A 23,245-nucleotide genomic window follows, 5' to 3' on the forward strand; every position below is an offset into this window, starting at 1 on the left:
GGCAGGGGCACGGCGGCGTACTGAAGCATTTGGCGCGTGCCCGCCGACAGGCACAGCAGCGGGCGGGCGCCGTGGAGGCCCAGCTCGCGAAGCCGGTGAGCCAGCGGGTGCGCCGACCCCGGCCCCACGGCCAGCCGCAGGCGGGGGAGGGGGTGCAGCCGGCCGCGCCCGCGGCTGCGTACGCAGGACCGCAGCGTCTCGCCCGCCGCCCCCGGCACGTAGCCGACCAGGTCGAGGGCGGGCGCGGGCAGGCCGGGGCCGAGCCGGCCGTGCAGGGTGAGCAGCCGGTTGCCGGGAGCGCCGGCGGCGACGCGCACGCTCCCGGACATGAGCCCGAACTCCAGCGGGGCCAGCCACGGCTCGCCGCCCCACAATCGCGCACCCACGGCGTGGACGGCGGCGGCGTCGACCACCGAGCCCGCCAGGAAGGAGCCGGAACACCGCCGGTCGGCCCTCCGCAGCAGGTCCGCGCCCAGGAGCGGGCGCGGGCGGGCTGACGGGGGACGCCACGGGTCCGGTACGGCGATGCCGACGTGCAGCTCGCGGTAGCCGCCCGCGCTGGTGTGCCGGTTCCAGGCGGTGTGCACGGTGACGAGCGCGCGGCCCGCGACCCCGGCGGCCGGGCCGAAACCGCTCCCGTGCAGCAGGCGGGCCGCCGCGGCGGCGTCCACGGCGAAGTACGACGTCAGAGCGCCGCCGTCCAGGCACCTGATCGGCAGCTCCACCGGCCCGGCGGGGCCGTCCACGGCGTGGGCCGGCACGGAGAGGAAGGGAAAGCCGTCGGGGCGGGGCGCGTGGTCGAACAGCCGGTACGCCTGCGAGCGCACCACCGGCCCCCGGTACGCCGCGAGCCGCGCCTCCATCTCGTCACGGGCCTCGGGCAGGTCGTCGGCGAGGTTGGCGAGGTAGCGCTCGATGCCGTGGCAGAGCGGGAACAGGTGCGTGGCGTCGGAGTAGTCCACCACGTACCAGCCGGGGTGCGGGTCGACGCAGGCTCCGGCGCCCTGCCCGTCGAGCGTGGGGACGATGTCGTGCTGGTTGGTGACGCTGGCCACCCAGGTGCGGGGGTCGGCGGGCCGTTTGAAGTCGACGGGCGCGCCGACGGCGACGGCGTGGGTGACGGTGTGGCGGGCGCAGAACTCGGCGTCCTGGGCCAGGTTCATGATGGCCGCGCCGCCCGCGCTGTGCCCGACGAGGGCCACCTCGGCGCCCGGCGGCAGGCCGTAGTCGCGGACGGCGGCGGCCAGCGCGCGGCTGTACGGGTTGCTGTCCAGCACGGAGCTGCTGAAGGCGCCGAGCAGGTCCTGTGGTGAGTCGTGGTCGGGCCGCCCGGCCCGCATACCGGGCGCCTGGACGACGTGCCGCACGACCCCGTCGGGGCCTTCGACGCTCTGGACGAGCACCCGGCCCGTCGTGCCGACCAGGCTGATGTTGCGCAGGAAGCCGAGCAGGGACGCCTCGGAGTCGAGCCGGGCGCTCTCGGCCGCGGTCAGGTCGGTGCGCCGCGCCGCGCCCGCCCCCGTGTCGAGCGCGGCGACGGCCCGGTTGCTGATGCCGGTGATCGGGTCAGCGGTGGCGCGGCCCTCGCCGGTCGCGATCAGCCAGGCGGTGCGGTCGTTCAGCGGGTTCTCGTCGAGGAGCGCCCGCAGCGCGAGGACCTCGCCGAGGATCGGGGCGATCAGGCTGAGCGCGCGTACCGCGCCACGGTCCTTGAACAGGGAGCGCAGCGCGCGTACGGACTCCAGATCGCGGTCGGCGGCGGCCGCCTCGACGAGCCGCGCGATGAGCGGGTCGCGGGCCAGCTCGGGATGGTCGGTGGCGACGGCAGCGATCCGCAGCCGCAAGGACGTGGCGAGCACCCGGACGGCCAGGCTCTCCTGACCGGCGAGAGAGCCCAGCCGCGCCGCCAGGGTGCCCAGCCGGCCGCCGTCGGGCGCGAACCCGAGCCCTGCGCCGTCGGTGAGGGCGCGCAGCAGGGCGCGGTGAGCCGGCAGGGCGGCCGCGGGGGCGTGGGGCAGGGCCGTGAGCAGGGCGCCGTCGGTCAGGGCGGCCGTGGCGTGGACCCCGGCCTGCCTGATGGCGACGGCGATGCCGACGAGCTCGCGCGCCGCCTCCCGCAACGACGCCCCGGCGGCTCCCGTCCGCCCGCTCGGCGTTGCGGAAGCCCCGCCCGCCGGCTCGTCCGCCGTCCTGCCCGGCGGCCCGTCCTTGGCCACGCTCACCGGTCAGGCCGCCGGGTCATGCTGATGAAACGGGGGCGCGGGTCCTCGGGGATGTTGCGGTGCAGGACGTCGGACAACGTTCGCGTGGCCGCGATGATCCGCAGGCCCTCGGGGGAGAAGGTCGCGGCGTTGAACACCCTCGGCGCCAGCAGGGGGTTGGTCAGCGCCTGGGAGAACGCGTCGATCGCGATGATCTTCGTGAGCAGCGGCGGGAGGATGGCGTCGGGGGAGCCGGGCTCCTCGGCGAACAGGCCGACGTACAGGTCGAGGTCGTCGACACCGCGGTAGAGCTCGCGCAGCGCGCCGCTGACCCGCTCGTCACCTGAGACCTGCTCGAACCGGCGTACGCGGGGGAAGCGGCAGTGCCGCCGGTAGCTGTTGTACGGCGCCAGGCCGAGCGCCCGCGAGTCGGCGATGCTCGCCACGTCGACCTCCCTCAGGTGGGGATCGGTGTTGAACAGGCCGATGCGCCCGGCGCGCTGGCGGGAGGCGTCCTCGAAGAGCCGGCCGAGCCCGGGCCCGGGAATCAGCGCGCCGCCGGCCAGGGTCTGCGCCATCGGCAGCTCGCGACCGCCCACCTCCAGCCGGGAGGGGATCAGGCTGTGCCAGCGGTAGACCAGGTTGAACTCCACCGACGCCCAGTTCTCGCGGTGCCAGGGCGCGCGGGCCAGCATCGCCGTCAGCCGTGGATCCAGCGTGAACCGGAAGTGGTAGGGGGTGATGTGGTTGATGTACTCCTCGACCACCAGCTTGATCAGCAGCACGATGAGGACGTTGCGGGCCGTCTGGAACAGGCGCTCGTCGTCCCAGCGCGGATGGCGTACGGCGAGCAGCCGCGCCACCCTGTTGTGCTCGCGCAGGAACAACACCGTGAGCATGGTGAACCCGACCTGGATGTTGCCCCGGTCGCTCCCGGTAGCGAACAGGGTGTCACGCTGCGCGTCGGTGAGCTCGTCGAAGCGGATCACGCTCAGCGGGGCGAACTCCGGCTTGATCTTGCCGTTCTCGCACAGGAAGGGAGGGAACTCCCCGCCGTTGATGGTCTGGCTCTTGAGCAGGCCCCCGTCGAACGTGCGCAGCGCCGCCGCGGCCGTCTCGTCGAGGCCGTAGAGCTGGTTCAGGTCGATGTGATGGTTGGAGGTGTTCTTGCGGGGATCACGCGGGACGTTGGTGTCGCCGCGCAGGAAACCGTCGGTGAACCACTGGGCGAAGTAGGCGAACAACACCGTGGAACGCGGGCAGGGGATCATGGTCTCGCCGCGGGCGAACAGGTCGGCGGCCCGCTCGGGGGACGGCCGGTTCGCCTCGGGCACGGGAAGCGGGGGCAGGTGCCTGCCGCTGTAGGTGCGGTCGGTCAGCGAGAGCCACGAGGTGTACCCGGCCATCGTGCTGAGCGGCTCGGGCCGGGGCGGCATCTCGCGGATCGCGCTGTCGATCAGCGCCGCGTTGAGGCGCCGCCGCAGCGACGGCACGGACTGCACGGCGTCCCAGAACGGCCTGCCACCGGTCAGCGCCAGGAACCTGAGCCGGTTGACGACCCCGTCGGTGGCGGCGCTGCGCGCACTGCTCGTCGTCCTGCTCGTCGTCCTGCTCGTCGTCATCGTCACCCTTCCTGGCCCGCGGGGCCGAACGCGAGAACGTACCGGTCGGGGAAGATCCCGGCCGATCTGGTGAGGACGCCCTCCGGCGGCGGGACAGGGCGTACGCCGGGGCGCAGCAGCAGGCGGCGTACGACCTCGCAGATCACCACGGCCGCGAGGTGCACGCCCAGGCAGGAGTGGTGGCCGTGGCCGAAGAACAGCCGGTGGTGGCGCGGCCGGTCGATGCGGAATTCGCCGGGCTCGGGCACCACGTCCGCGTCGAACATGGCCGAGGCCGGCGCGGCGAGCACGAACGTGCCCGCGGGGATGAGCGTGCTGCGCGGGGTGCCGGCGGCCAGGACGTGGTCCCGCTCGCACATGCGGGGCAGCAGCTTGAAGAACGGGTTGAACCGCAGCGCCTCCCACACGTAGGGGTCGAAGCGGGCGGGATCGTCGGCGGCCTCGACGGCCCGCGCCAGCACCTGCGGGCGCAGAAGCAACTGCTCGACCGCCTCGGCCATGGCTCCAGGCCCGCTCTCGACGAAGCCGAGCGGCAGGCCGGCCATGTTGACGACGATGCGCTCGTCGTCGAGGCCGAGCCCGGGAGGCAGGCTCGTGCGGGTGAGCCGGGTGAAGACGTCGTCGGGCAGGTCGTGCCCGGCCCGCAGCGCGGCCCGGAGCCCGGCGAGCCGGTCGCGCAGGTAGGCCGTCAGCTCCGCGCCCGCGCGCACCGACTCCTCCTGGATCGCGGGGTCGCCCGCGTAGTTGGCGAAGCCGTCGGTGACGATCGCCCGCGTCCACCGCGACAGGGTGCCGGGACCGGGGCCGGGCAGGCCGAAGTAGTGCGCGCACACGCCGAGGGCGACGTGGCGGAACAGCGCGTGAACGGCTTCGATCCGGCCGTCCGGCAGCGCGGCGTCGAGGGCTTCGTCGGCCAGCCGCCCCGCGAGAGCGCGCACGCGCACGGCGTCGCCCGGGTCGAGCATGACCCGCATCAGGCCCTTCTCCCGCCAGTTCGTCGGGGTGGCGTCCCTGCCCAGCATGTAGGGGCCGTTGAGGGCGGCGTCGAGGCGCGGCCCGAAGGCGCGTACGGAGAACACCGACTCGTGCGAGAGCACCTCGCTCACGTCGGCGAAGCGCGTCACGACCGTGAAGGCGGGCGTGACGAAGATCGGCCGCCGCTCGCGCAGCTCGGCGAACAGGCTGCGCCACTCGGTGCGCATCCACTGCTGGACGAGCCCGAACGCCGCCATCGGATCGCGGGCCAGCGCCTCGTCGTATCTCTCCAGATGGCCGCTCGTCGTCGCCTGATCGGCAGCACCCATGCCGTTTGCCCACCTTCCGCTGAAGCCGGAACGCACAGAGATCATCACGTTGTGTAGCCACAATCTAGACAGGATGTGGCTGCTACCGTCCGGAGTGTTTTGACTCCACTTGGTGATGTGCTCGTCACTCCCAGGCCATAGCCGCAGGCCCGCGGCCCGGTCATCAATGGGGAGGCCTGTCGTCCTCACCGATCACGGAGGCACTGTGAACGCGTCACCCACCCCGCGGTCTGGCTCGGGCACGGCGGAGACGGTGACGCTCACCACCGGCCGCCGCGCGGCCTACCTGGTCGTCCTCGTGGTGCTCCCCATCCTGCTCCTGCTCCTCGCCGTGCCCGCCGTGTGGGGATGGGGCATCGGCCCGCGCGACCTGGTCATCGCCGTCGTGATGTACCTCGTGAGCATCTTCGGCATCGCCATCGGCTACCACCGGTTGTTCACCCATCGCGCCTTCAGGTGCCGCAGGCCGCTGCGGATCGCGCTGATGCTGGCCGGCGGCATGGCGGTCGAGGGCCCCGTCTCCCTGTGGGCGGCCGAGCACCGGCGCCACCACAAGTACGCCGACCGCGAGGGCGACCCCCACTCCCCGTGGCGCCACGGCGACGACGGCTGGGCCCTGCTGCGCGGCATGGCGCACGCCCACGTGGGCTGGTTCTGCACCGCGCGCCTGCGCTCCAGCCGGCGCCACTGGGTGCCGGACCTGCTGGCCGATCCGGACGTCCGGCGCTTCGACGCCGCCTACCCGGCCGTCGTCGTTCTGTCGTTCGCGCTGCCCGCCGCGGCGGGCGGGTTGTGGTCCATGTCGTGGGAGGGCGCCTGGTCGGCGTTGTTCTGGGGCGGACTGGTCCGCTACGCCGTGGTCCACCACGTCACGTGGTCGGTCAACTCGATCGCGCACACGTTCGGCGAGCGGCCGTTCCTCACCAGGGACCGCTCGTCGAACGTGTGGTGGGTGGCGATGCTGACGCTGGGCGAGGGCTGGCACAACTGGCACCACGTCGAGCCGGCCTGCGCCCGGCACGGGGTGCTCAAGGGCCAGCTCGACCCGAGCGCGCGGCTGATCCGCTGGTTCGAGCGCGCCGGCTGGGCGTACGCCGTGCGCTGGCCCGACCCCGCCCGTTTGGACGCCCGCCTGGACGCCCGCCTGGACGCCCGCCTGGCCGCGCGCCGCGCCGACCGCCGCTGAGCGGCGGGAGACGCGAAGGCGCCGGCGCCGGTCAGTGCAGGACCACGGTCTTGTGGCCGTTGAGCGCCACCCGGTTCTCGGTGTGCCAGCGCACCGCCCTGGCCAGCGCCCGGCACTCCACCTCCCGCCCCAACGCGACGAACTCGCCGGCGCTGAGCGAGTGGTCCACGCGCGTGATCTGCTGGTCGATGATCGGCCCCTCGTCGAGGTCGGGCGTGACGTAGTGCGCGGTGGCGCCGACGAGCTTGACGCCGCGCTCGTACGCCTGCTGGTAGGGACGCGCGCCCTTGAAGCTGGGCAACATCGAGTGGTGGATGTTGATGGCCCTGCCCTCAAGGTGCTTGCACAGCTCGGGGGAGAGGATCTGCATGTAGCGGGCCAGCACGACCAGGTCGACACGCTCGTTCTGGACGAGCTCCAGCAGCCGGGCCTCGGCTTCCGGCTTGGTCGCGGGCGTGACCGGGAGGTGATGGAACGGCACGTTGTAGTTGTCGGCCAGGGGCGCGAGGTCGGGATGGTTGGAAACGACGGCGGCGACGTCCAGGTTGAGCTCTCCGACGGAGGTGCGGTAGAGCAGGTCGTTGAGGCAGTGCCCGAACCTGCTCACCATGATCAGTACCCGCTGCCTCTCGTCGGCGTCCCCCAGGCGCCAGGTCATCCCGAAGCGCGACGCGACGTGCGCGAAGTCGCGCCGCAGGCCGGGCACCGGCAGGGTGAGACCGTCGGTGTGGGCGAACTGCACGCGCATGAAGAAGGTGTGGCTGTCCGGATCGTGGAACTGCCGGCTCTGCACGATGGTGCACTGCCGGTCGAAGAGGAACCCGGCGACGGCGTACACGATGCCCGGCGTGTCCGGGCAGGACAACATGAGGACGCACTGCCCGGCGGAGCGGGCTGCGGCTGCGGCGGTCATGGTCGGGGTCGGCTCCTCACTGGTGGGTCGGTGCCGTCGGCGCGGTGCCAGCGGGTGGTCATGTGTGGTACCCGGCCCTGAGCAGCATGCCGCGACGCCACGACTCGGTCTTCTCGAGCTCGTTGAACGTGAAGAGGTGGAAGCCCGCGAGGTTGCCCTCCGGGTCGCAGACGCGGGGGGCGAGCCGCTCGACCAGCCGGTCCGGGCTGTACCCGCCGGGCAGGAAGAAGCGCCACAACAGGCTCTGCTGCTTGTTCAGGAAACGGGCCGACTGCCCGAGCCCGAGGCCGGCGGAGATGCGGATGAGCTTCTGCCGGCTGACGGCCCCGGGCAGGCCGACGTGGATCGGCAGTCCGACGCCGCGTTCCTTGAGCCGCCGGGCCCAGCCGGAGATGGTCGCCGCATCGAAGCACAGCTGGGTGATGACGTGGGTGGCGTACCTGGCCTTCAGCTCGATGGCGCGGTCGATGAGCTCCTGGCGGATGCTGCCGTGGCCCTCGGGGTAGCCGCCGATCCCGATCCGCCGGAAGTGATGGCCGTTCGCGTCGAGCGCCTCCAGGAGGGAGAGGGCGTCGGGGAAGCCGCCCGCGGGCCGGGCGACGTCACCCGCGATCACGAAGATGCCGTCGATCCCCGCCTCACGCAGCTCGGTGACGAGGTCGGTCAGCTGCCGCCCGTCCCTCACCTGGCGGGCGGCCAGGTGGGGGGCGACCGAGTAGCCGTGCCCGGCCAGCCGCCTGGCCAGGTCGACGGTGGCCGCCAGGCCCTTGGCCTCGGTCGTGGTGACGGTCACCGGAATGGTACGCGGCACGTAGGCGAGCACCGCGTCCTCGGTGCCGCGGAACGGCATGACCTCGTAGCTGACGGTGTTCAGCGCCTGGGCGAGCGCCTGCCGGTGCGCGGGCGCCGGGCCGGGGCCGCCGACCCGCAGGCTGCTCATCGTGCCCGGCTCTTCTCACGCGCGGCCCGCGCCGTGGAGGAGCCGGCAGCGGGGGCCTGAGGTGCAGGAGGCATGGTGAGGGGACCTTTCGTCAGGGCAGGCCGCCGACCGGGAAGCGCGATCGTGCGCGTGCCCGGGCCGCCGTACGCGGGCGCCGGGAGGGACACCGGGCACCGGCATCCGCAACCGACAGTAGATTCCGGCGCGGTCCAGGGAATGACGCGGATGACGGCACTTGCGCCTGCGGTCGTCCTAGCCGGAACGCGACAAGTGACGTAGGGCGGATGACCGGCGGAAGGCGCGTGCGGCACGCGGCGTCCCCGAAGCGGGTCGAGGGTGCTTCGCGCTGTGTCGGCCGCTGTGTCGGCCGCGGTGTCGGCCGCGGTGCCGGCGTCTACGTCAAATGGTGTATCCCCGCAGGCCGTACCGGTGGAAATAGTGCCGTTGCCCTGGAACGGGGGCATCATGGGGATCGGTGACGTGGCGTACCAGGACCGGCCGGAGCCAGCGAGGAGGGCGCCCGCGATGGTGGACGACGTCAGGTCCGGGCGGCCCGCCGGGCCGGTGCCGCGCGGGCGCCGGCCGCTCTGCGCGGAGGCGCTGCTCGAACAGATGCCCGACGGTCTCGCGGTGATCGACGCGGACGGGCGGTTCGTGCAGGCCAACCCGGCGGCGCTGTCGCTCTGCGGGCTCGACGCGGCGTACGTCGCCGGCGCCGCGTCCCCGTTCCCGCCGCGGCACGCGGACGAGGACGGCGAGGACCCGGGGGCCGAGACGGTCACCGTGTGGGAGACGGAGCCGGGGCCCCGCCGCGAGTTCGCGTACCGGATGAGCCGGCTGCCCGGCCGCGACGAGCGCATCGTCGCGTTCCGCGACGTGACGGAGAGCCGGCGGCACCAGCGCAGGCTCGCCGCGATCGCCAGCGCGGCCAGCCGGGTGGCCGCCAAACGCTCGCTCGGCAGCACGCTGGAGGCCCTGGCGAAGGAGGTGCTGGAGGCCGACGCCCTGGCAGGGGTGCAGATCCTGACGGTCAACGCCACCAGGGAACGTTTCCAGGTCATGGGCACCGCCGGGTTCAGCCAGGCGGACAACTTCTTCGACATGCTGCTCGAATGCCGGGAGTCCGGCGCGGACCTGCGCATGATCGACGCGTTCACCTCGCGGCAGCCGGTCGTCGTGCCCAACCGGTACGCCACGATCATGTCGGACCCCGCGTGGCGGGCGCTGAAGGACTACATGCGCTCGCCGGTGTGGGACTGGTTCGCCAGCGTGCCGCTCATGGTACGCGGCGAGCCCGTCGGCATCCTCAACGCCTTCTTCGCCCCTGACCAGGAGATCGGCAGGACCGCCCTCGACTTCCTGCTGGCCATGGCCGAGCAGGCGGCGCAGGCCGTCGACTACGCCGCCCTGCTGGAGCGCGAGCGGGAGGTCGCGCGGCGCGAGGAACGCCACCGCCTGGCCCGCGACCTGCACGACTCCGTGGTGCAGCAGGTCTTCTCGATGGGCATGCAGGCGGAGTCGCTCAGCATGCTCTCCGGGCGTGACACGGTCGTCGACTCGGCGTACGTGATGCGCGTGGCGGGGGAGCTCGGGCACGTCTCCAAGGCGGTGCTGAGCGATCTGCGGGCCATGGTGACCGACCTGCACCCCATGCCGCTCGCCGATCAGGGGCTGTCGGCGGCCCTCGACGCGCTCGCCGAGTCGACGATGGGCAGGACCGGCCTCGACGTGCGGGTCGCCATCGCCGACCGGCAGCATGAGCTTGACGACCTGGAGGCCGAGCTCCGCGAGGACGTCTACCGCATGATCGCCGAGGCGCTGCACAACAGCGTCAAGCACGCGCAGGGCTCCCTCGTCACGATCAGCCTGGGGGTGACCGGGCGCCGCTCCCAGCGGTGGCTGAAGGGCGAGATCGCCGACGACGGGTGCGGTCTGCCGGCGCAGAACGCGGACCTGCCGGGGGAGGAGGGCGGCTTCGGCATGACGGCGATGAAGGAGCGCGCCGGCCGGTGGGCCGGGCACCTGTCCATCCTGTCCAGCCGGGACGAGGGAACCACTGTGCGCTTCGTGCTCCCGCTGCCGCCCTCGCTGCCGACGGGGCTGCACCGGGACGTGTTCGTCCCAGCCAAGGACCCAGCCGAGAACACAGGCGAGAACACAGGCGAGAACGCAGCCGAGGACGTCTCCCAGGACGCCGCTGACGTGCCCGCCGACGACCCCGCCGACGACCCCGTTCACGATGCCGCTCATGAGAACCGCTGAGGAGCCATGACATCCCCCTCGGAGAACAGCACCATCGGAGTCCTGGTGGTGGACGACCACGCCGTGGTCCGGCGCGGCGTCGTCGCCTATCTCGACGCTCTGGAGAACGTCGAGGTCGCCGGTGAGGCGGCCAACGGCCGCGAGGCGGTCGACCTGCTGGAGTCGCTCAAGGTGAGGCAGCAGCCGCTGCCCCGGGTGGCGCTGATGGACCTCATGATGCCGAAGATGGACGGCGTCGAGGCGACCGCCGAGATCGTCAAGCGGTTCCCCGCCGTCCGCGTGGTCATCCTGACCAGCTTCGGGGAGGTCGAGCGCATCCACGCCGCGCTGGCCAACGGCGCCGCCGGCTACCTGCTCAAGGACGCGGGTCCGTCCGAGGTCGCCGCCGCGATCCACGCCGCGGCCAACGGCGACGTCTATCTGGACGCCGCCGTGGCGCGGCGGCTGGCCCAGAAGATGCGCGCCCCGCACAGCGGCGTCGCGGGACTGACCAGCCGGGAGCGCGACGTGCTCGTCCTCATCGCGGAGGGCCGCTCCAACCGTGAGATCGCCGCCAAGCTGGTGATCAGCGAACGGACGGCGCGTACCCATGTGAGCAACCTGCTGGGCAAGCTGGGGCTGCACTCGCGGACGCAGGCGGTGCTCGTCGCCATGCGTGAAGGGCTGGTCGACCCCCCGCGCTGAGCGTCGTGTCCCTCCCGTCGGGACGGGCGGGTCACGCCTGGCCGCGGACTACGTCACTTGTCGTAGGCGGCCTAGGACCGGCACCCCCTCAAGAGCCGTCAATTGCGCAATCCGTGCCCCGGCAGGCGCTGCGTAACATCCAGGTCAGGCCGCCATGACCAGGCCCCCAGCGAACGCCCACGTGCACGGAGCTCAGCGCACGCGCGTCGCCCCGCGCGCCTCTTCCCGGGCGCGGAGACGCCTCGCGAGCAGCCCCCAGTTAAGGAGACACCCCATGTCCGGCAAGAGCCTCCAAGACATCCTCAACGGCGTTTCGACCAACGTGGCGGATCATCTGCGCAACCTCCCGGCCGGGCCGAACGTCTATCCCGGGGTTCCGCCGGAGTACACGAACTGGCGTGACGAGCAACTGGCCTGGCAGCAGACGTGCGTGCTGTTCAACCAGTCGTTCCACATGGCCGAGCTGCTGGTCGAGGGGCCCGACGCGCTGAAGCTGCTGTCCTACCTGGGGGTCAACAGCTTCGCGAGGTTCCCCGTCGACACCGCCAAGCAGTTCGTGCCGTGCACCCCCGACGGCTACGTCATCGGCGACGGCATCCTCTTCCACCTGGCGGAGAACACCTTCAACCTGGTCGGACGCATCCCCGCACTCAACTGGGTGCGCTACCACGCCGAGACCGGCGGCCATGACGTCACGGTCACGCTCGACGAGCGCTCGGCGGCCCGCCCCGACCCGTTCAACCGTACCCACTACCGGTACCAGATCCAGGGGCCGAACGCGGTCAAGGTGATCGAGAAGGCGACCGGCGGGCCCGCGCCCGAGCTGAAGTTCTTCCACATGACGACGATGACGATCGCGGGCCGGCAGGTCCGCGCGCTGCGTCACGGCATGGCGGGGCAGCCCGGGTACGAACTGTTCGGGCCGTGGGCGGAGGGCGAGGAGGTGCACCAGGCGCTGGTCGAGGCCGGCGAGGAGTACGGCATGCGGCTGGTCGGCGGGCGCGCCTACTCCACCAACACGCTGGAGTCCGGCTGGATCCCGTCGCCCCTGCCGGCGATCTACACCGGTGAGGCGCTCAAGGCGTACCGCCAGTGGCTGCCGGGCGCCTCATACGAGGCCGCGGCCTCCATCGGCGGCAGCTTCGTCTCGGACGACATCGAGGACTACTACCTGACGCCGTGGGACCTCGGTTACGGCTCGTTCGTGAAGTACGACCACGACTTCGTCGGGCGTGGGGCGCTGGAGGCCAAGGCGGCCGGCCCGCACCGCAAGAAGGTCACCCTGGCGCTGGACAACGCCGACTTCCTCGAGGCCGTCAACACCCAGCTCGAACGCGGGCTGCCGGCGAAGTGGTTCGAGTTCCCCTCCGCGGTGTACTCGATGCACCCGTACGACCTGGTGAAGGCGCACGGCGAGCCGGGCGGGATCTCGACGTGGATCGGCTACAGCGCCAACGAGCGCAAGATGCTGACCCTGGCGATGCTCGACGAGGAGCACGCCGAGCCCGGCGCCCAGGTGTCGCTGGTGTGGGGCGAGCCCGACGGCGGCTCGAACAAGCTCACCGTCGAGGGTCACGGTCAGGTCGAGATCAGCGCCACCGTGAGCCCCGTCCCGTACGCGGAGGTCGCCCGGAAGATCTATGCGGACGGCGGCTGGCGGGCGGCCCGAGCCTGAGCCGTTCTGAGCCGACGTGCCGAGCCGGCACTGTCAAACCGGCACTGTCAAACCGGCGCTGTCAAGACAAGGGAGAAGCCCATGGGCGGGGAACCGGACCGGATACCCGACACGCCCCTCCTCGACCGCGAACGGCAGCTTCGCGGTTACCGGATGAACAAGATGGCCATGGGACTGGGCGACCCGGCCAACCGCGCGGCGTTCAAGGCCGACGAGCCGGCCTACCTGGACCGGTTCGGCCTGAACGAGGAGGAGAAGGCCGCGGTGTTGTCGCGCGACTGGAAGGAGATGGTGCGCCTCGGCGGCAATCTGTTCTTCATCCTGAAGATCTCTGCGGTCGATCCCGTGCGGATCACCGAGATCGGCGCCCACCAGGCCGGCATGGACCACGAGTCGTTCCTGCGGGACAGGCTCGGGAAGAAGGTGTGAGTCGTGGCAAGAATCGTCGGGGGGCTGGGAACCTCGCACGTTCCCTCGATCGGGGCGGCGCTGGACAAGGGCCTGCGCGACACGCCCGAGTGGAAACCGTTCTTCGACGGTTACGTGCCCGCCCAGGAGTGGGTGCGCGAGCAGCGGCCGGACGTCGCGGTCGTCGTCTTCAACGACCACTTCAACGCCCTGTTCCTGGATCGGGTGCCCACGTTCGCGGTCGGCTGCGCCGCCGAGTACCACCCGGTGGACGAGGGTTGGGGGCCGCGGGCCATCCCTCCGTTCGAGGGGGCGGCCGACTTCGCCTGGCACCTGGTCGACACCCTGGTGGACAACCACTTCGACCCGGAGATCATTCAGGAGATCAAGGTCGACCACGGCCTGCAGGTGCCCATGGAGCTCTTCTGGGGGAGGCCGCCGGAGGCGTGGCCGGTGAAGGTCGTGCCGATCTTCGTCAACGTGCTGCAGTACCCGATCCCGCGGCCGGACCGCCTCTACGCGCTCGGCGAGGTGCTGGGCCGGGCGATCGCGGACTACGACAGCGACGAGAGATTCGTGGTGCTCGGCACCGGCGGCCTGTCCCACCAGCTGCAGGGCGCCCGCGCCGGGTTCGTCAACCCGGATGCCGACCGGCGTTTCCTCCAGGACATCGCCCACGACCCCGGCAAGCTCGCCGGCTGGAGCAGGGAGCAGTACGTCGAGACCTTCGGCGGGGAGGGGGCCGAGCTGATCATGTGGCTGGTCATGCGGGGCGCGCTCGACCCGGAGGTCGTCGTCAGGCACCGGCACTACTTCGTACCCGCCTCGATGACCGGAGCCGGGATGATCGTCTTGGAGAACGCATGACCAGGTCGGCCGCCCAGTCGACACCCGCAGTCACACCGTTCGGCGCGCTCGCGGGCAGGCACGTGATGGGGGCATACTGCACAACAGCCTCCTGGCTGCTAGCCCAGTGGGGAGGCACCCTCTTTTCGGTACCAGGACGTGGCAGCCGGTCAGCTCACTGTTCGGCGCTCAGTGGCGCTCAGCCCTGTCGACGGTCGGCACGCCCCGGAGGACCGCCGGATCCCGCAGAACTCATGCTGGACCTCGGGATCGAGCGAGCAGGGCGGTGACCCGGCACCTCGGGTGCATCAGCAGTCTCTCAACTACCGACAAGAGGATGGTGCACCAGTGAGCACCTTCGTGCTGGTCCACGGGGCCTGGCACGGCGGCTGGGCGTGGCAGCGGGTGGCCCCGCTGCTGCGCGCCGCCGGCCACGACGTCCACACCCCCACCCTGACCGGCCTCAGCGACCGCGCGCACGTGCTGCACCCGCAGGTCGGGCTCGCCACCCACGTCCAGGACGTCGTGGCGCTCATCGAGGCGTACGACGCCCGCGACGTGGTGCTCGTCGGCCACAGTTACGCCGGGCAGGTCGTCTCGGGCGTGGCCGACCGCGTCGGTGAGCGCCTGGCCAGACGCGTGCACCTCGACGCCTTCGTGGGCGAGGACGGCGAGGCCGCGATCGACCTGCTACCCGCCACCGTTGCCGGGCACTACCGGGAGTCGGTGGCCGGGCCGGGGTTCGGCTGGCTGATCCCCGTGCGCTCGCTGAGCGTCCTGGGCGTCACCGAGCAGGCCGATCTCGACTGGCTCACCCCGCGGCTCACCCCGCACCCGTGGCTCACCTACACCGAGCCGCTGCGGTTGAGCGGCAAGGGGGAGCAGGTCCCGGCGGCGTTCGTCGAGTGCACCGACTGGATGCGGGTGTTCACGCCGCAGGCCGAGCGGGCCGCCGCCCGCGGCTGGCCGGTCCACGAGATCGCCACCGGCCACGAGGCGATGGTGACCGCGCCGGGTGAGCTGGCTGAGCTGCTGCTGAGTGTCGCCGCCGCGTGACGCGGGCGGGCCTATTTCCGCACGCCGGCAGAGGAACAGGAGCGGGCCTGCGGGGCGCCCAGTGCCCGCGAGACGCCCCTGGCCGTGCCCTGTAGGTGGGCGAGTCGCGGTCCGTACGACTCCGTCAGCGGCAGGATCAGCGACAACGCGGCCACCACCGTGCCGCCGGAGCCGTGGATGGGCGCGGCCACGGACCGGTGCTCCTGGCGGATCGGGGTGGTCGCGTAACCCGTACGGCGGATGCCGGCCAGCGTCCGGCGAAGCTCGTGCTCGGTGATCGGGGAGCTCCAGCCCGGCATCGTCAACGGCCCGGTCACGATCTCCTCCTGCAACTCCCGCGGCGCGTGGGCGAGCAGGACCAGCCCGATCGCGGTGGAGTGCAGCTCGTAGCGCCCGCCCACCCAGGTGCGGTCGGTGGCCGTCTCGGAGCTCAGGAACCGCTCGACGAACACGACCTGGTCCTTCTCCCTGACCGCCAGGTGCACGCCGCGGTGGGTGGTCTCGAACAGGTCCAGCATGAACGGCAGGGCGACTCGCTGCAGCCACACCGACCGGGGGGTGCCCGCCGCCACCTCCCACAGCCGCAGCCCGATCCGGTAGCCGCCGGCGTCGTCGCGTTCGAGCGCGCCCCACTCGTGCAGCTCGGCGACGATCCGGTGCGTGGTGGTGAGCGGCACGCCGGAACGGCGGCTGATGCCGGACAGGTTGAGACCGCCTCCCGCGTCCCTCACCGTCTCGAGGACGCGCAGCGCGCGCCGGAGGACCGAACGCCGCTCGTCCGCCATGTCGCGCTCCTCCCGATCCGGGCTTCCGGTATGCGGAAAGGTAGCTGGCCTTGGCAAGGACGCGCTGTCGCGGCGCACCCGCTGGAGGCTCCCGGCCGGTCACCCGGACGCCGTTCCCGACCAGGCGAGCGCCTCGGACACCCCGGACAGGGTGCCCGCGCTGAAGACGCCGTCCTCGATCGTGGTGATGGTCGCCGGGGCCGGCAACGCGGGCGTCTCCACCGTCATCGAGACGTTCGGCATGCGCGGGGACACCCCGTCGATCGCCCAGGTCAAGGACCTCGATGTCTAGCCCGGCGGAGGAGGGCGCGGTCCTGGACCGCGCGTTCGATAAGTTCCGCGAGCTGATGGCGTCCGACGGCTACGCGCTGAGCTGGACGCTGACCGGCGGGAACCGGGTGGTGGTCGAGATCGTGGCGGGCGCGGACGCCTGCGCCGACTGTCTCGTCCCGCTGCCGGTGATGGAGGCGATCATGTCCGACGCGCTGGAGCCGACGCCGTACACGCTGGACCGCGTCGTGCTGCCGGACGGGACGTAGCGCGCCCGTGTCCATCCGGCCATCCGGGTCAGAAGAGGGTCAGCGGTTCGCTGGGCAGCGGCTCTGGCAGGGGTTCCAGCTCGGGCACGCGGGCGCGTACGTCGTCATGAAAGCGGCGGGCGAGCACCGGCGCGTCCGCGTTGTCCGGCGTGTGGACGAACACGGTCGGCGAGCGGCCCTCGCGCAGCCAGTCCGCCACGGTGTCGGCCCACGGACGCCAGCCGCCGATCGTGCGCGCCTCGTCGTCCCTGCCGAGGTAGCGCACGATCGGGCGGTCGGTGAGGGCGTGCGTGCGGCGCGGCAGGCGCGGCTTCTTCGTCCACGCGTCCCGTTCGGCGTCACTTGTCGGTGGGCTCTCGAAGAGCACAGTGGTGTCGAAGGGCACCCACTCGGCGTCGAAGCCGGTGAGGAGCCGTTCGAGGACGCCTCGTGACCGCTCGTCCTCGAAGAACGCGCGGTGCCGCACCTCGACGGCGTACCTGTGCGAGCGGGGCAGCCGGTGCAGGAAGGCCGCGAGGGCGCCGAGGTCGGCAGGCGAGAACGAGCCGGGCAACTGCAGCCAGAGGGCGTGGATCCGCGACTCCAGCGGTTCCATCGCCTCCAGGAACGTGCGCAGGTCGTCGCCGGCGCCGGTGAGGCGGCGCTCGTGGGTGATCGTCTTGGGCAGCTTGACAACGAAGCGGAAGCCGGGGCCGGTCTGCCTGGCCCACGACTCGACGGTGCTCCTCGACGGCGTGGCGTAGAAGGTCGTGTTGCCCTCCACCGCCTCGCACCAGGTCGCGTACGCGCGCAGCCGCTCGCCGGGAGGGAGCCCGGCGGGCAGGAGGCGTCCCTGCCAGCGCGCGTGGGTCCACATCGCGCATCCCACATGAAGCCGCATGAACGCGACGCTATCGAAGACCGGCGGGAACCGGAGAAGTTGTCATACGACCTAAGTACTCATATGATGACGGCGACCTCCAGCACGCCGACCCTTGGGACCGCCATGGCCGCCGACCGCATCCGCCACGTCACGCTCTCCTCCGTCACGCTCCCGCTCGACGTGCCTGTCAGCGACGCCAAGGTCCTCACCGGCCGGCAGAAGCCGATGACCGAGGTCGTGTTCCTGTTCGCCGAGATCACGACGGACGAGGGCCGCCACGGCACCGGTTTCAGCTACTCCAAGCGGGCGGGCGGCCCCGCGCAGTACGCCCACGCCAAGGAGGTCGCGCAGAACCTGCTCGGTCAGGATCCGTCCGACATCGGCAGGGTCTACGACATGTTGTTGTGGGCGGGGGCGTCGGTCGGGCGTTCCGGTGTGGCGACGCAGGCGCTTGCCGCGGTGGACGTCGCGCTGTGGGATCTGAAGGCGAGGCGGGCGGGGTTGCCGCTGGCGAAGTTGCTGGGTTCGTATCGTGACGCGGTGCGGACGTACAACACCTCCGGCGGTTTTCTGCACGCTCCGGTCGAGGAGGTGAAGGCGCGGGCCGCGGAGTCGCTCGCGAGCGGGATCGGCGGGATCAAGATCAAGGTGGGTCAGCCGGACATGAGGGAGGATCTGCGCAGGCTGGCGGCGGTGCGTGAGCATCTGGGGGAGGATGTGCCGCTCATGGTGGATGCCAATCAGCAGTGGGACCGGCATTCCGCGTTGAGGTTCGGGCGGGCGGTGGAGGAGGTGGGGTTGGTGTGGATCGAGGAGCCGCTCGACGCGTACGACGCCGAGGGCCACGCCCGCCTGGCCGACGCTCTGGACACCCCGATCGCCACCGGCGAGATGCTCTCCAGCGTCGCCGAGCACGTCCGACTCATCGAGGCCCGCGCCGCCGACGTCATCCAGCCCGACGCCCCGCGCGTGGGCGGCATCACCCCCTTCCTGCGCCTGGCCACCCTCGCCGACCACGCGGGCCTGGAACTCGCGCCGCACTTCGCCATGGAGATCCACCTCCACCTTGCCGCCGCCTACCCGCGCGAGCCGTGGGTCGAGCACTTCGAGTGGCTCAACCCCCTGTTCAACGAGCGCCTGGAGACCCGTGACGGCCGCATGATCGTGCCCGACCGGCCCGGCCTCGGCTTCACCCTCAGCGATCAGTGCCGCGCATGGGTTTCCGACAGCGTCGAGTTCGGCCGGAGATGAGCGTGACAGCGCCGGGCGACCGCGTCGGGTCCGTACGGTTCCGCCGCTACGCCGTGCCCCTCCCGGCCCCGGTGAGCGACGCCAAGGTCGCCACCGGACGCCAGCGCCCGCTCACCAGGATCGACGTGCTGACCTGCGAGGTCACCACGACCGACGGCCTGGGAGGGCTGGGCTTCTCCTACACCACCCGCGCCGGCACCGCCGCGCAGTACGCCCACGCCGCGGAGATCGGGGAACGCCTGCTCGGTCAGGATCCGTCCGACATCGGCAGGGTCTACGACATGTTGTTGTGGGCGGGGGCGTCGGTCGGGCGTTCCGGTGTGGCGACGCAGGCGCTTGCCGCGGTGGACGTCGCGCTGTGGGATCTGAAGGCGAGGCGGGCGGGGTTGCCGCTGGCGAAGTTGCTGGGTTCGTATCGTGACGCGGTGCGGACGTACAACACCTCCGGCGGTTTTCTGCACGCTCCGGTCGAGGAGGTGAAGGCGCGGGCCGCGGAGTCGCTCGCGAGCGGGATCGGCGGGATCAAGATCAAGGTGGGTCAGCCGGACATGAGGGAGGATCTGCGCAGGCTGGCGGCGGTGCGTGAGCATCTGGGGGAGGATGTGCCGCTCATGGTGGATGCCAATCAGCAGTGGGACCGGCATTCCGCGTTGAGGTTCGGGCGGGCGGTGGAGGAGGTGGGGTTGGTGTGGATCGAGGAGCCGCTCGACGCGTACGACGCCGAGGGCCACGCCCGCCTGGCCGACGCTCTGGACACCCCGATCGCCACCGGCGAGATGCTCTCCAGCGTCCCCGACCTGATACGCCTGATCGACCTGCGCGCCTGCGACGTCCTGCAGCCCGACGTGCCCCGCGCCGGCGGCATCACCCCCTACCTCAAGGTCGCCGCGCTGGCCGACCACGCCGGCCTCCAGGTCGCGCCGCACTTCGTGATGGAGATCCACGTGCACCTGGCCGCCGCGCACCCGCGCGAGTCCTGGGTCGAGCACATCGAGTGGCTGTCACCGCTGTTCGACGAGCGCCTCACGATCGAGGACGGCCGCATGCGGGTGCCCGAGCGGCCCGGCCTCGGGCTCAGCGTCGCGGACGAGGCCGCCGCCTGGTGCCTCGACGCCGTCGAGTTCCGCGCGCCGGGCGGGTAAATTGTCACCCGTGCCGCCGGACAGGAAACTCGATCGCGACACCGGGCGTGGCCTCGCCCACGAGTTGGTCGAGCGGCTCAAATCCCGCATCCTGGCCGGCGAGATCGCCCCCGGCCAGAAGCTGCCGACCGAGTCCTCGCTGGTCGAGGAGTTCGGCGTGAGCCGCACGGTGGTCCGCGAGGCCATCTCGCGGCTGCAGGCGGCGGGGCTCGTCGAGACCTTCCAGGGCCGTGGCTCGTTCGTGCTCGACGTGCCCGCTCCCGCGCCGTTCTCCGTGGAGACCTCGCGGGTCCGCACGCACCGCGACGTCCTCGACATGATCGACTTCCGCATCGGGGTCGAGTCGGAGTCGGCGGGGCTGGCCGCGCAGCGCCGTACCGACCTGCAGCTCAAGGCCATCGAACGTGCCCTCGTCGACCCCGGGAGCTCCGCTGAGCATCCCGGCCACGCCGTCGAGGCCGACTTCCGCTTCCACCTCAAGGTCGCGCTGGCCTCCGGCAACCGCTTCTACTCCGACCTGCTCGCCTCGATCGGCCCCATGATGATCATGTTGCCGCGCACGCGGCTGGCGCACGGCTACACGGTCTCCGACGCCACCCACCTCACCCGGGTGACGCTCGAACACGAGAACGTCTACCGCGCCGTCGCCGACCAGGACGCGGCGGCGGCGCGGGCCGCGATGCGGCTGCACCTGTCCAACTCGCGCGCCCGGCTGCAGGCGCCCTGACTACCAGCGGGCCGTGTTGGGCGTGAAGCCCGGCACCACCGTGCGCATGTACGCGGTGTCCTCGCGGCCGCGCTGCCCGCACGTGACGTACTGCTCGTGCAGGGCCGCGAGCGCGTCCTCGTCCAGTTCCACGCCGAGGCCGGGCCCGGCCGGCACGGCCACGCTCCCGTCGCGGAACTCCAGCACCCCCGGCCTGACGACGTCCTCCGACTTCCACGGATAGTGCGTGTCGCAGGCGTAGGTGAGGTTGGGGGTCGCCGCCGCCAGGTGCGTCATCGCCGCCAGGCTCACGCCGAGATGTGAGTTGGAGTGCATCGACAGCCCCATGCCGAACGTCTCGCAGATGCCGCCGAGCAGGGCCGAGCGCCGCAGGCCGCCCCACAGGTGGTGGTCCGACAACACGACCTGCACGGCGTCGGCGGCGACGGCCGGCTTGAGATGCTCGAAGGCGATGACGCACATGTTGGTCGCCAGTGGCAGGACGCTCCGCCCGGCGACGGCGGCCATGCCGTCGATGCCGGGCGTGGGGTCCTCAAGATATTCGAGCACGCCGGAGAGCCGGTCCGCCACCTCGACCGACGTCTCGACGGTCCAGGCGCCGTTGGGGTCGATGCGCAGCGCGTGCCCGGGAAAGGCCGCGGCCAGCGCCTCGACGGTCTCGACCTCGTGGCGGGGCTCGTACACGCCGCCCTTGAGCTTGATCGCGCCGAAGCCGTACTCGTCGACCATGCGCCGCGCCTGGGCGACCATCTGCTCGGGCGTGCGGCCCTCGCCCCACGTGTCGTCGTCCTGGCCCGGGTGAGCGGCCCACTTGTAGAACAGGTACGCCGAGTACGGCACACGCTCGCGTACGGCGCCGCCGAGCAGGTCGCTGACCGGCCGGCCGAGCGCCCTGCCCTGCAGGTCGAGCAGCGCCACCTCGAACGGCGCCGCCACGGTGTCGACCGCGCTCGACAGGTCGAGCATGCCGCCGAAACTGGCTCCCGCGCCGCCGGTGGACGCGCCCAGCGCCGTCACGACCACGCGGCGCAGCCCGTTCAGGTCGAACGCGTCGAGGCCGGGCAGGGCGGCGGCGACGGCTTCGAGGCGCTGCAGGTGGGCCTGGTCGGCGTACGTCTCCCCGAGCCCGACCAGCCCGGCGTCCGTGTGCACCTGGACGATGGCGCGCAGCACGTACGGCTGGTGCACGCCGACGACGTTGAGCAGGGGCGGGTCGCGGAAGGCGACGGGGGTGACGGACACCCGGCTGACCCGGCCGCCCGCCTGCGATTCAGGCGTGGGCCGATGTCCGGCGCGCATGGTCATGGCGTGTTCTCCTCGACGGGTTCGTCCGCGCGCCCGGCCGGTTCCTCGGCGGGCCTGCGGCGGCGCAGGGCCTTGCGGATGAGGGGCAGGACGGCGACCAGCAGGACCAGCGCGAGCACCGTGCCCGAGATCGGGCGGGTGAAGAAGCCGGTCGGGTCGCCGCCGAAGATGAGCAGCGACTGCCGCGAGGAGTTCTCGATCATCGAGCCGAGCACGAACGCCAGCACGAGCGGCCCCGGCTCGAAGCCGAGCTTCTTCATCAGGTAGCCGAGCAGGCCGAAGGCGATCACCAGGAAGATGTCGTAAACCTGGTTGTTCACCGTGTACGCGCCGAGCAGCGTGATGAGCACCGTGATCGGCGCCAGGATGGCCGGCCGCACGCGCAGGATCCGCACGAAGACGCCGACCATCGGGATGCTCATGATGAGCAGCAGGATATTGCCGATGTACATCGAGTTGATGACGCCCCAGAAGACGTCGGGGTGCTGGGCGACGAGCTGCGGGCCCGGCTGGATGCCCTGGATGAGCAGCGCGCCGAAGATGAGGGCCATCGTGGCGTTGGCCGGGATGCCGAGGGTCAGCAGCGGGATGAACGACGAGGTGGCGGCCGCGTTGTTGGCGGTCTCCGGCGCGGCCACGCCCTCGACGGCGCCCCGGCCGAACCGTTCCGGCTGCTTCGCGCGCCGCTTCTCGAACGCGTACGCGGCCAGGGAGGACAACGTGGCGCCGCCGCCCGGCAGCACGCCGAGGAAGAACCCGATGAGCGAGCCCCGCCCGATCGCGCCTTTCGACCGGCCGAGGTCCTTGCGGGACGGCCACACGTTGCCGACCTTGGCGGGGGAGTGGACCTGGTTGTGGCGTTCCTCGATGTTGTAGAGGATCTCGCTGAGCCCGAACAGGCCCATGGCGAGCGGCACGAAGTCGATGCCCTCGGCCAGGTTGAGGCTGTCGAAGGTGAAGCGCTCCGCGCCCGTGAAGGTGTCGCGGCCCACGGTCGCGAGCAGCAGGCCGACGCAGGCGGCGATGATGGCCTTGAGCTTGTGGCCGTTGCCCACCGACGAGATCAGCAGCACGCCGAGCACGCCCAGCGCCGCGTACTCGGGAGGCCCGAAGTCGAGCGCGAAGCCGGCGACGATCGGGGCCAGCAGCGTCAGGCCGAGGATCGAGACGGTGCCCCCGATGAAGGAGCCGATGGCCGCGATGCCGAGCGCGGTGCCCGCCCTGCCCTGCTTGGCCAGCGCGAAGCCGTCGAAGACGGTCACCACCGAGGACGCCTCGCCCGGCAGGCGCAGCAGCACGGAGGTGATGGTCCCGCCGTACTGGGCGCCGTAGAAGATGCCCGCCAGCATGATGATCGCCGGAACGGGCCCGACGCCGTACGTGAGGGGCAGCAGGATGGCGATCGTCGCGCCGGGGCCCAGCCCGGGGAGCACGCCGATGAGCATGCCGATGATGACGCCGACGAGGCAGTAGAGCAGGTTGCCCGGCTCCAGGACGACGCCGAAGCCGTTGATGATCGGGGAGATGTCCATGTGAC

General features: G+C 71.8%; 21 protein-coding genes. 12 read left to right on the forward strand and 9 right to left on the reverse strand.

Annotated elements, in window-relative coordinates:
• The 3 genes from GUY59_RS20685 to GUY59_RS20695 form a co-directional block, all read right to left on the reverse strand.
• On the reverse strand, positions 1–2,222 hold a 2,222-nt coding region (locus GUY59_RS20685; protein ID WP_201761121.1), incomplete at its 3' end, for a hypothetical protein.
• Positions 2,219–3,823 carry a peroxidase family protein gene (locus GUY59_RS20690; protein ID WP_138201671.1) on the reverse strand — a complete coding sequence of 535 codons (1,605 nt, stop codon included), beginning with the start codon at positions 3,821–3,823 and terminating at the stop codon, positions 2,219–2,221. The genes GUY59_RS20685 and GUY59_RS20690, both read right to left, overlap by 4 nt.
• Positions 3,824–3,825: 2 nt before the next feature.
• On the reverse strand, positions 3,826–5,127 hold the full coding sequence (locus GUY59_RS20695; RefSeq protein ID WP_138201670.1) for a cytochrome P450: 1,302 nt from the start codon (positions 5,125–5,127) through the stop codon (positions 3,826–3,828).
• Positions 5,128–5,332: 205 nt separating this feature from the next.
• On the opposite strand from GUY59_RS20695, the gene GUY59_RS20700 reads away from it, so the two are divergent.
• Positions 5,333–6,313, forward strand: a complete 981-nt coding sequence (locus GUY59_RS20700) for an acyl-CoA desaturase (RefSeq protein ID WP_252374984.1) — start codon at positions 5,333–5,335, stop codon at positions 6,311–6,313.
• 31 nt (positions 6,314–6,344) lie between these two features.
• Here the strand turns inward: GUY59_RS20700 and purU are convergent, their stop codons facing one another.
• Together purU and GUY59_RS20710 are read right to left on the reverse strand one after the other, a co-directional pair.
• Positions 6,345–7,226, reverse strand: a complete 882-nt coding sequence (purU, locus tag GUY59_RS20705; protein ID WP_138201668.1) for a formyltetrahydrofolate deformylase — start codon at positions 7,224–7,226, stop codon at positions 6,345–6,347.
• A gap of 58 nt (positions 7,227–7,284) precedes the next feature.
• Positions 7,285–8,166, reverse strand: coding sequence for a methylenetetrahydrofolate reductase (locus GUY59_RS20710; RefSeq protein WP_201761122.1), 882 nt, complete (start codon positions 8,164–8,166; stop codon positions 7,285–7,287).
• Positions 8,167–8,631: 465 nt separating this feature from the next.
• Between GUY59_RS20710 and GUY59_RS20715 the strand changes: the two genes are divergently transcribed.
• From GUY59_RS20715 to GUY59_RS20740, 6 genes are all read left to right on the forward strand, one after another.
• Positions 8,632–10,428, forward strand: a complete 1,797-nt coding sequence (locus GUY59_RS20715; RefSeq protein ID WP_201761123.1) for a sensor histidine kinase — start codon at positions 8,632–8,634, stop codon at positions 10,426–10,428.
• A gap of 6 nt (positions 10,429–10,434) precedes the next feature.
• The gene (locus GUY59_RS20720) at positions 10,435–11,112 is read left to right on the forward strand and encodes a response regulator (RefSeq protein ID WP_132329753.1); all 678 of its coding nucleotides are present in this window, start codon (positions 10,435–10,437) and stop codon (positions 11,110–11,112) included.
• Between the two features lie 274 nt (positions 11,113–11,386).
• On the forward strand, positions 11,387–12,787 hold the full coding sequence (desA, locus tag GUY59_RS20725) for a syringate O-demethylase (RefSeq protein WP_138201667.1): 1,401 nt from the start codon (positions 11,387–11,389) through the stop codon (positions 12,785–12,787).
• Positions 12,788–12,868: 81 nt separating this feature from the next.
• Positions 12,869–13,216, forward strand: coding sequence for an extradiol ring-cleavage dioxygenase (locus GUY59_RS20730; protein ID WP_132329749.1), 348 nt, complete (start codon positions 12,869–12,871; stop codon positions 13,214–13,216).
• Positions 13,217–13,219: 3 nt separating this feature from the next.
• Positions 13,220–14,062: a class III extradiol dioxygenase family protein gene (locus GUY59_RS20735; protein WP_132329747.1), complete on the forward strand. Its 843-nt coding sequence runs from the start codon at positions 13,220–13,222 to the stop codon at positions 14,060–14,062.
• 327 nt (positions 14,063–14,389) lie between these two features.
• Positions 14,390–15,097: an alpha/beta fold hydrolase gene (locus GUY59_RS20740; protein WP_138201666.1), complete on the forward strand. Its 708-nt coding sequence runs from the start codon at positions 14,390–14,392 to the stop codon at positions 15,095–15,097.
• An 11-nt stretch (positions 15,098–15,108) separates the two neighbouring features.
• On the opposite strand, the gene GUY59_RS20745 is transcribed toward GUY59_RS20740, so the two are convergent.
• The gene (locus tag GUY59_RS20745) at positions 15,109–15,882 is read right to left on the reverse strand and encodes an IclR family transcriptional regulator (RefSeq protein ID WP_138201665.1); all 774 of its coding nucleotides are present in this window, start codon (positions 15,880–15,882) and stop codon (positions 15,109–15,111) included.
• A gap of 151 nt (positions 15,883–16,033) precedes the next feature.
• Here GUY59_RS20745 and GUY59_RS20750 point away from each other — a divergent pair, with 151 nt between their 5' ends.
• Complete coding sequence (locus GUY59_RS20750) at positions 16,034–16,174, forward strand: hypothetical protein (RefSeq protein ID WP_161714632.1); 141 nt, start codon at positions 16,034–16,036, stop codon at positions 16,172–16,174.
• A complete protein-coding gene (locus tag GUY59_RS20755; protein ID WP_201761124.1) occupies positions 16,167–16,421 on the forward strand; it encodes a hypothetical protein in 255 nt (84 codons plus the stop codon). The genes GUY59_RS20750 and GUY59_RS20755 overlap by 8 nt, the downstream gene beginning before the upstream one ends.
• 28 nt (positions 16,422–16,449) lie before the next feature.
• Here GUY59_RS20755 and GUY59_RS20760 read toward each other — a convergent pair whose 3' ends face one another.
• Positions 16,450–17,301, reverse strand: a complete 852-nt coding sequence (locus GUY59_RS20760) for a DUF72 domain-containing protein (protein WP_138201664.1) — start codon at positions 17,299–17,301, stop codon at positions 16,450–16,452.
• 63 nt (positions 17,302–17,364) lie between these two features.
• Between GUY59_RS20760 and GUY59_RS20765 the strand changes: the two genes are divergently transcribed.
• The 3 genes from GUY59_RS20765 to GUY59_RS20775 are packed head-to-tail and all read left to right on the forward strand — an operon-like array spanning position 17,365 to position 20,403.
• On the forward strand, positions 17,365–18,534 hold the full coding sequence (locus GUY59_RS20765; protein ID WP_236667342.1) for an L-talarate/galactarate dehydratase: 1,170 nt from the start codon (positions 17,365–17,367) through the stop codon (positions 18,532–18,534).
• A complete protein-coding gene (locus GUY59_RS20770; RefSeq protein ID WP_161714633.1) occupies positions 18,531–19,676 on the forward strand; it encodes an L-talarate/galactarate dehydratase in 1,146 nt (381 codons plus the stop codon). Before GUY59_RS20765 ends, GUY59_RS20770 begins: the two co-directional genes overlap by 4 nt.
• A gap of 10 nt (positions 19,677–19,686) precedes the next feature.
• Positions 19,687–20,403 (forward strand): FadR/GntR family transcriptional regulator, encoded by a 717-nt coding sequence (locus GUY59_RS20775; protein ID WP_138201662.1) that lies wholly within the window; start codon positions 19,687–19,689, stop codon positions 20,401–20,403.
• Here GUY59_RS20775 and GUY59_RS20780 read toward each other — a convergent pair whose 3' ends face one another.
• Together GUY59_RS20780 and GUY59_RS20785 are read right to left on the reverse strand one after the other, a co-directional pair.
• Positions 20,404–21,708, reverse strand: coding sequence for an enolase C-terminal domain-like protein (locus GUY59_RS20780; RefSeq protein ID WP_236667343.1), 1,305 nt, complete (start codon positions 21,706–21,708; stop codon positions 20,404–20,406).
• Positions 21,705–23,240 (reverse strand): tripartite tricarboxylate transporter permease, encoded by a 1,536-nt coding sequence (locus GUY59_RS20785; protein WP_138201661.1) that lies wholly within the window; start codon positions 23,238–23,240, stop codon positions 21,705–21,707. Before GUY59_RS20785 ends, GUY59_RS20780 begins: the two co-directional genes overlap by 4 nt.
• Positions 23,241–23,245 lie beyond the last annotated feature (5 nt).

The sequence above is a fragment of the Nonomuraea sp. K271 genome (genome assembly GCF_009908215.1).
Classification (GTDB): Bacteria; Actinomycetota; Actinomycetes; order Streptosporangiales; family Streptosporangiaceae; genus Nonomuraea; species Nonomuraea longispora.

Bases quoted from the DNA above. Each gene is read 5' to 3' on its own strand.
- GUY59_RS20695 (WP_138201670.1), bottom strand. From the start codon at position 5,127: ATGGGTGCTGCCGATCAGGCGACGACGAGCGGCCATCTGGAGAGATAC.
- purU (WP_138201668.1), bottom strand. From the start codon at position 7,226: ATGACCGCCGCAGCCGCAGCCCGCTCCGCCGGGCAGTGCGTCCTCATG.
- desA (WP_138201667.1), top strand. From the start codon at position 11,387: ATGTCCGGCAAGAGCCTCCAAGACATCCTCAACGGCGTTTCGACCAAC.
- GUY59_RS20780 (WP_236667343.1), bottom strand. From the start codon at position 21,708: ATGACCATGCGCGCCGGACATCGGCCCACGCCTGAATCGCAGGCGGGC.
- GUY59_RS20715 (WP_201761123.1), top strand. From the start codon at position 8,632: ATGGGGATCGGTGACGTGGCGTACCAGGACCGGCCGGAGCCAGCGAGG.
- GUY59_RS20710 (WP_201761122.1), bottom strand. From the start codon at position 8,166: ATGAGCAGCCTGCGGGTCGGCGGCCCCGGCCCGGCGCCCGCGCACCGG.
- GUY59_RS20755 (WP_201761124.1), top strand. From the start codon at position 16,167: ATGTCTAGCCCGGCGGAGGAGGGCGCGGTCCTGGACCGCGCGTTCGAT.
- GUY59_RS20770 (WP_161714633.1), top strand. From the start codon at position 18,531: ATGAGCGTGACAGCGCCGGGCGACCGCGTCGGGTCCGTACGGTTCCGC.
- GUY59_RS20745 (WP_138201665.1), bottom strand. From the start codon at position 15,882: ATGGCGGACGAGCGGCGTTCGGTCCTCCGGCGCGCGCTGCGCGTCCTC.
- GUY59_RS20730 (WP_132329749.1), top strand. From the start codon at position 12,869: ATGGGCGGGGAACCGGACCGGATACCCGACACGCCCCTCCTCGACCGC.
- GUY59_RS20760 (WP_138201664.1), bottom strand. From the start codon at position 17,301: ATGCGGCTTCATGTGGGATGCGCGATGTGGACCCACGCGCGCTGGCAG.
- GUY59_RS20765 (WP_236667342.1), top strand. From the start codon at position 17,365: ATGATGACGGCGACCTCCAGCACGCCGACCCTTGGGACCGCCATGGCC.
- GUY59_RS20690 (WP_138201671.1), bottom strand. From the start codon at position 3,823: ATGACGACGAGCAGGACGACGAGCAGGACGACGAGCAGTGCGCGCAGC.
- GUY59_RS20785 (WP_138201661.1), bottom strand. From the start codon at position 23,240: ATGGACATCTCCCCGATCATCAACGGCTTCGGCGTCGTCCTGGAGCCG.
- GUY59_RS20720 (WP_132329753.1), top strand. From the start codon at position 10,435: ATGACATCCCCCTCGGAGAACAGCACCATCGGAGTCCTGGTGGTGGAC.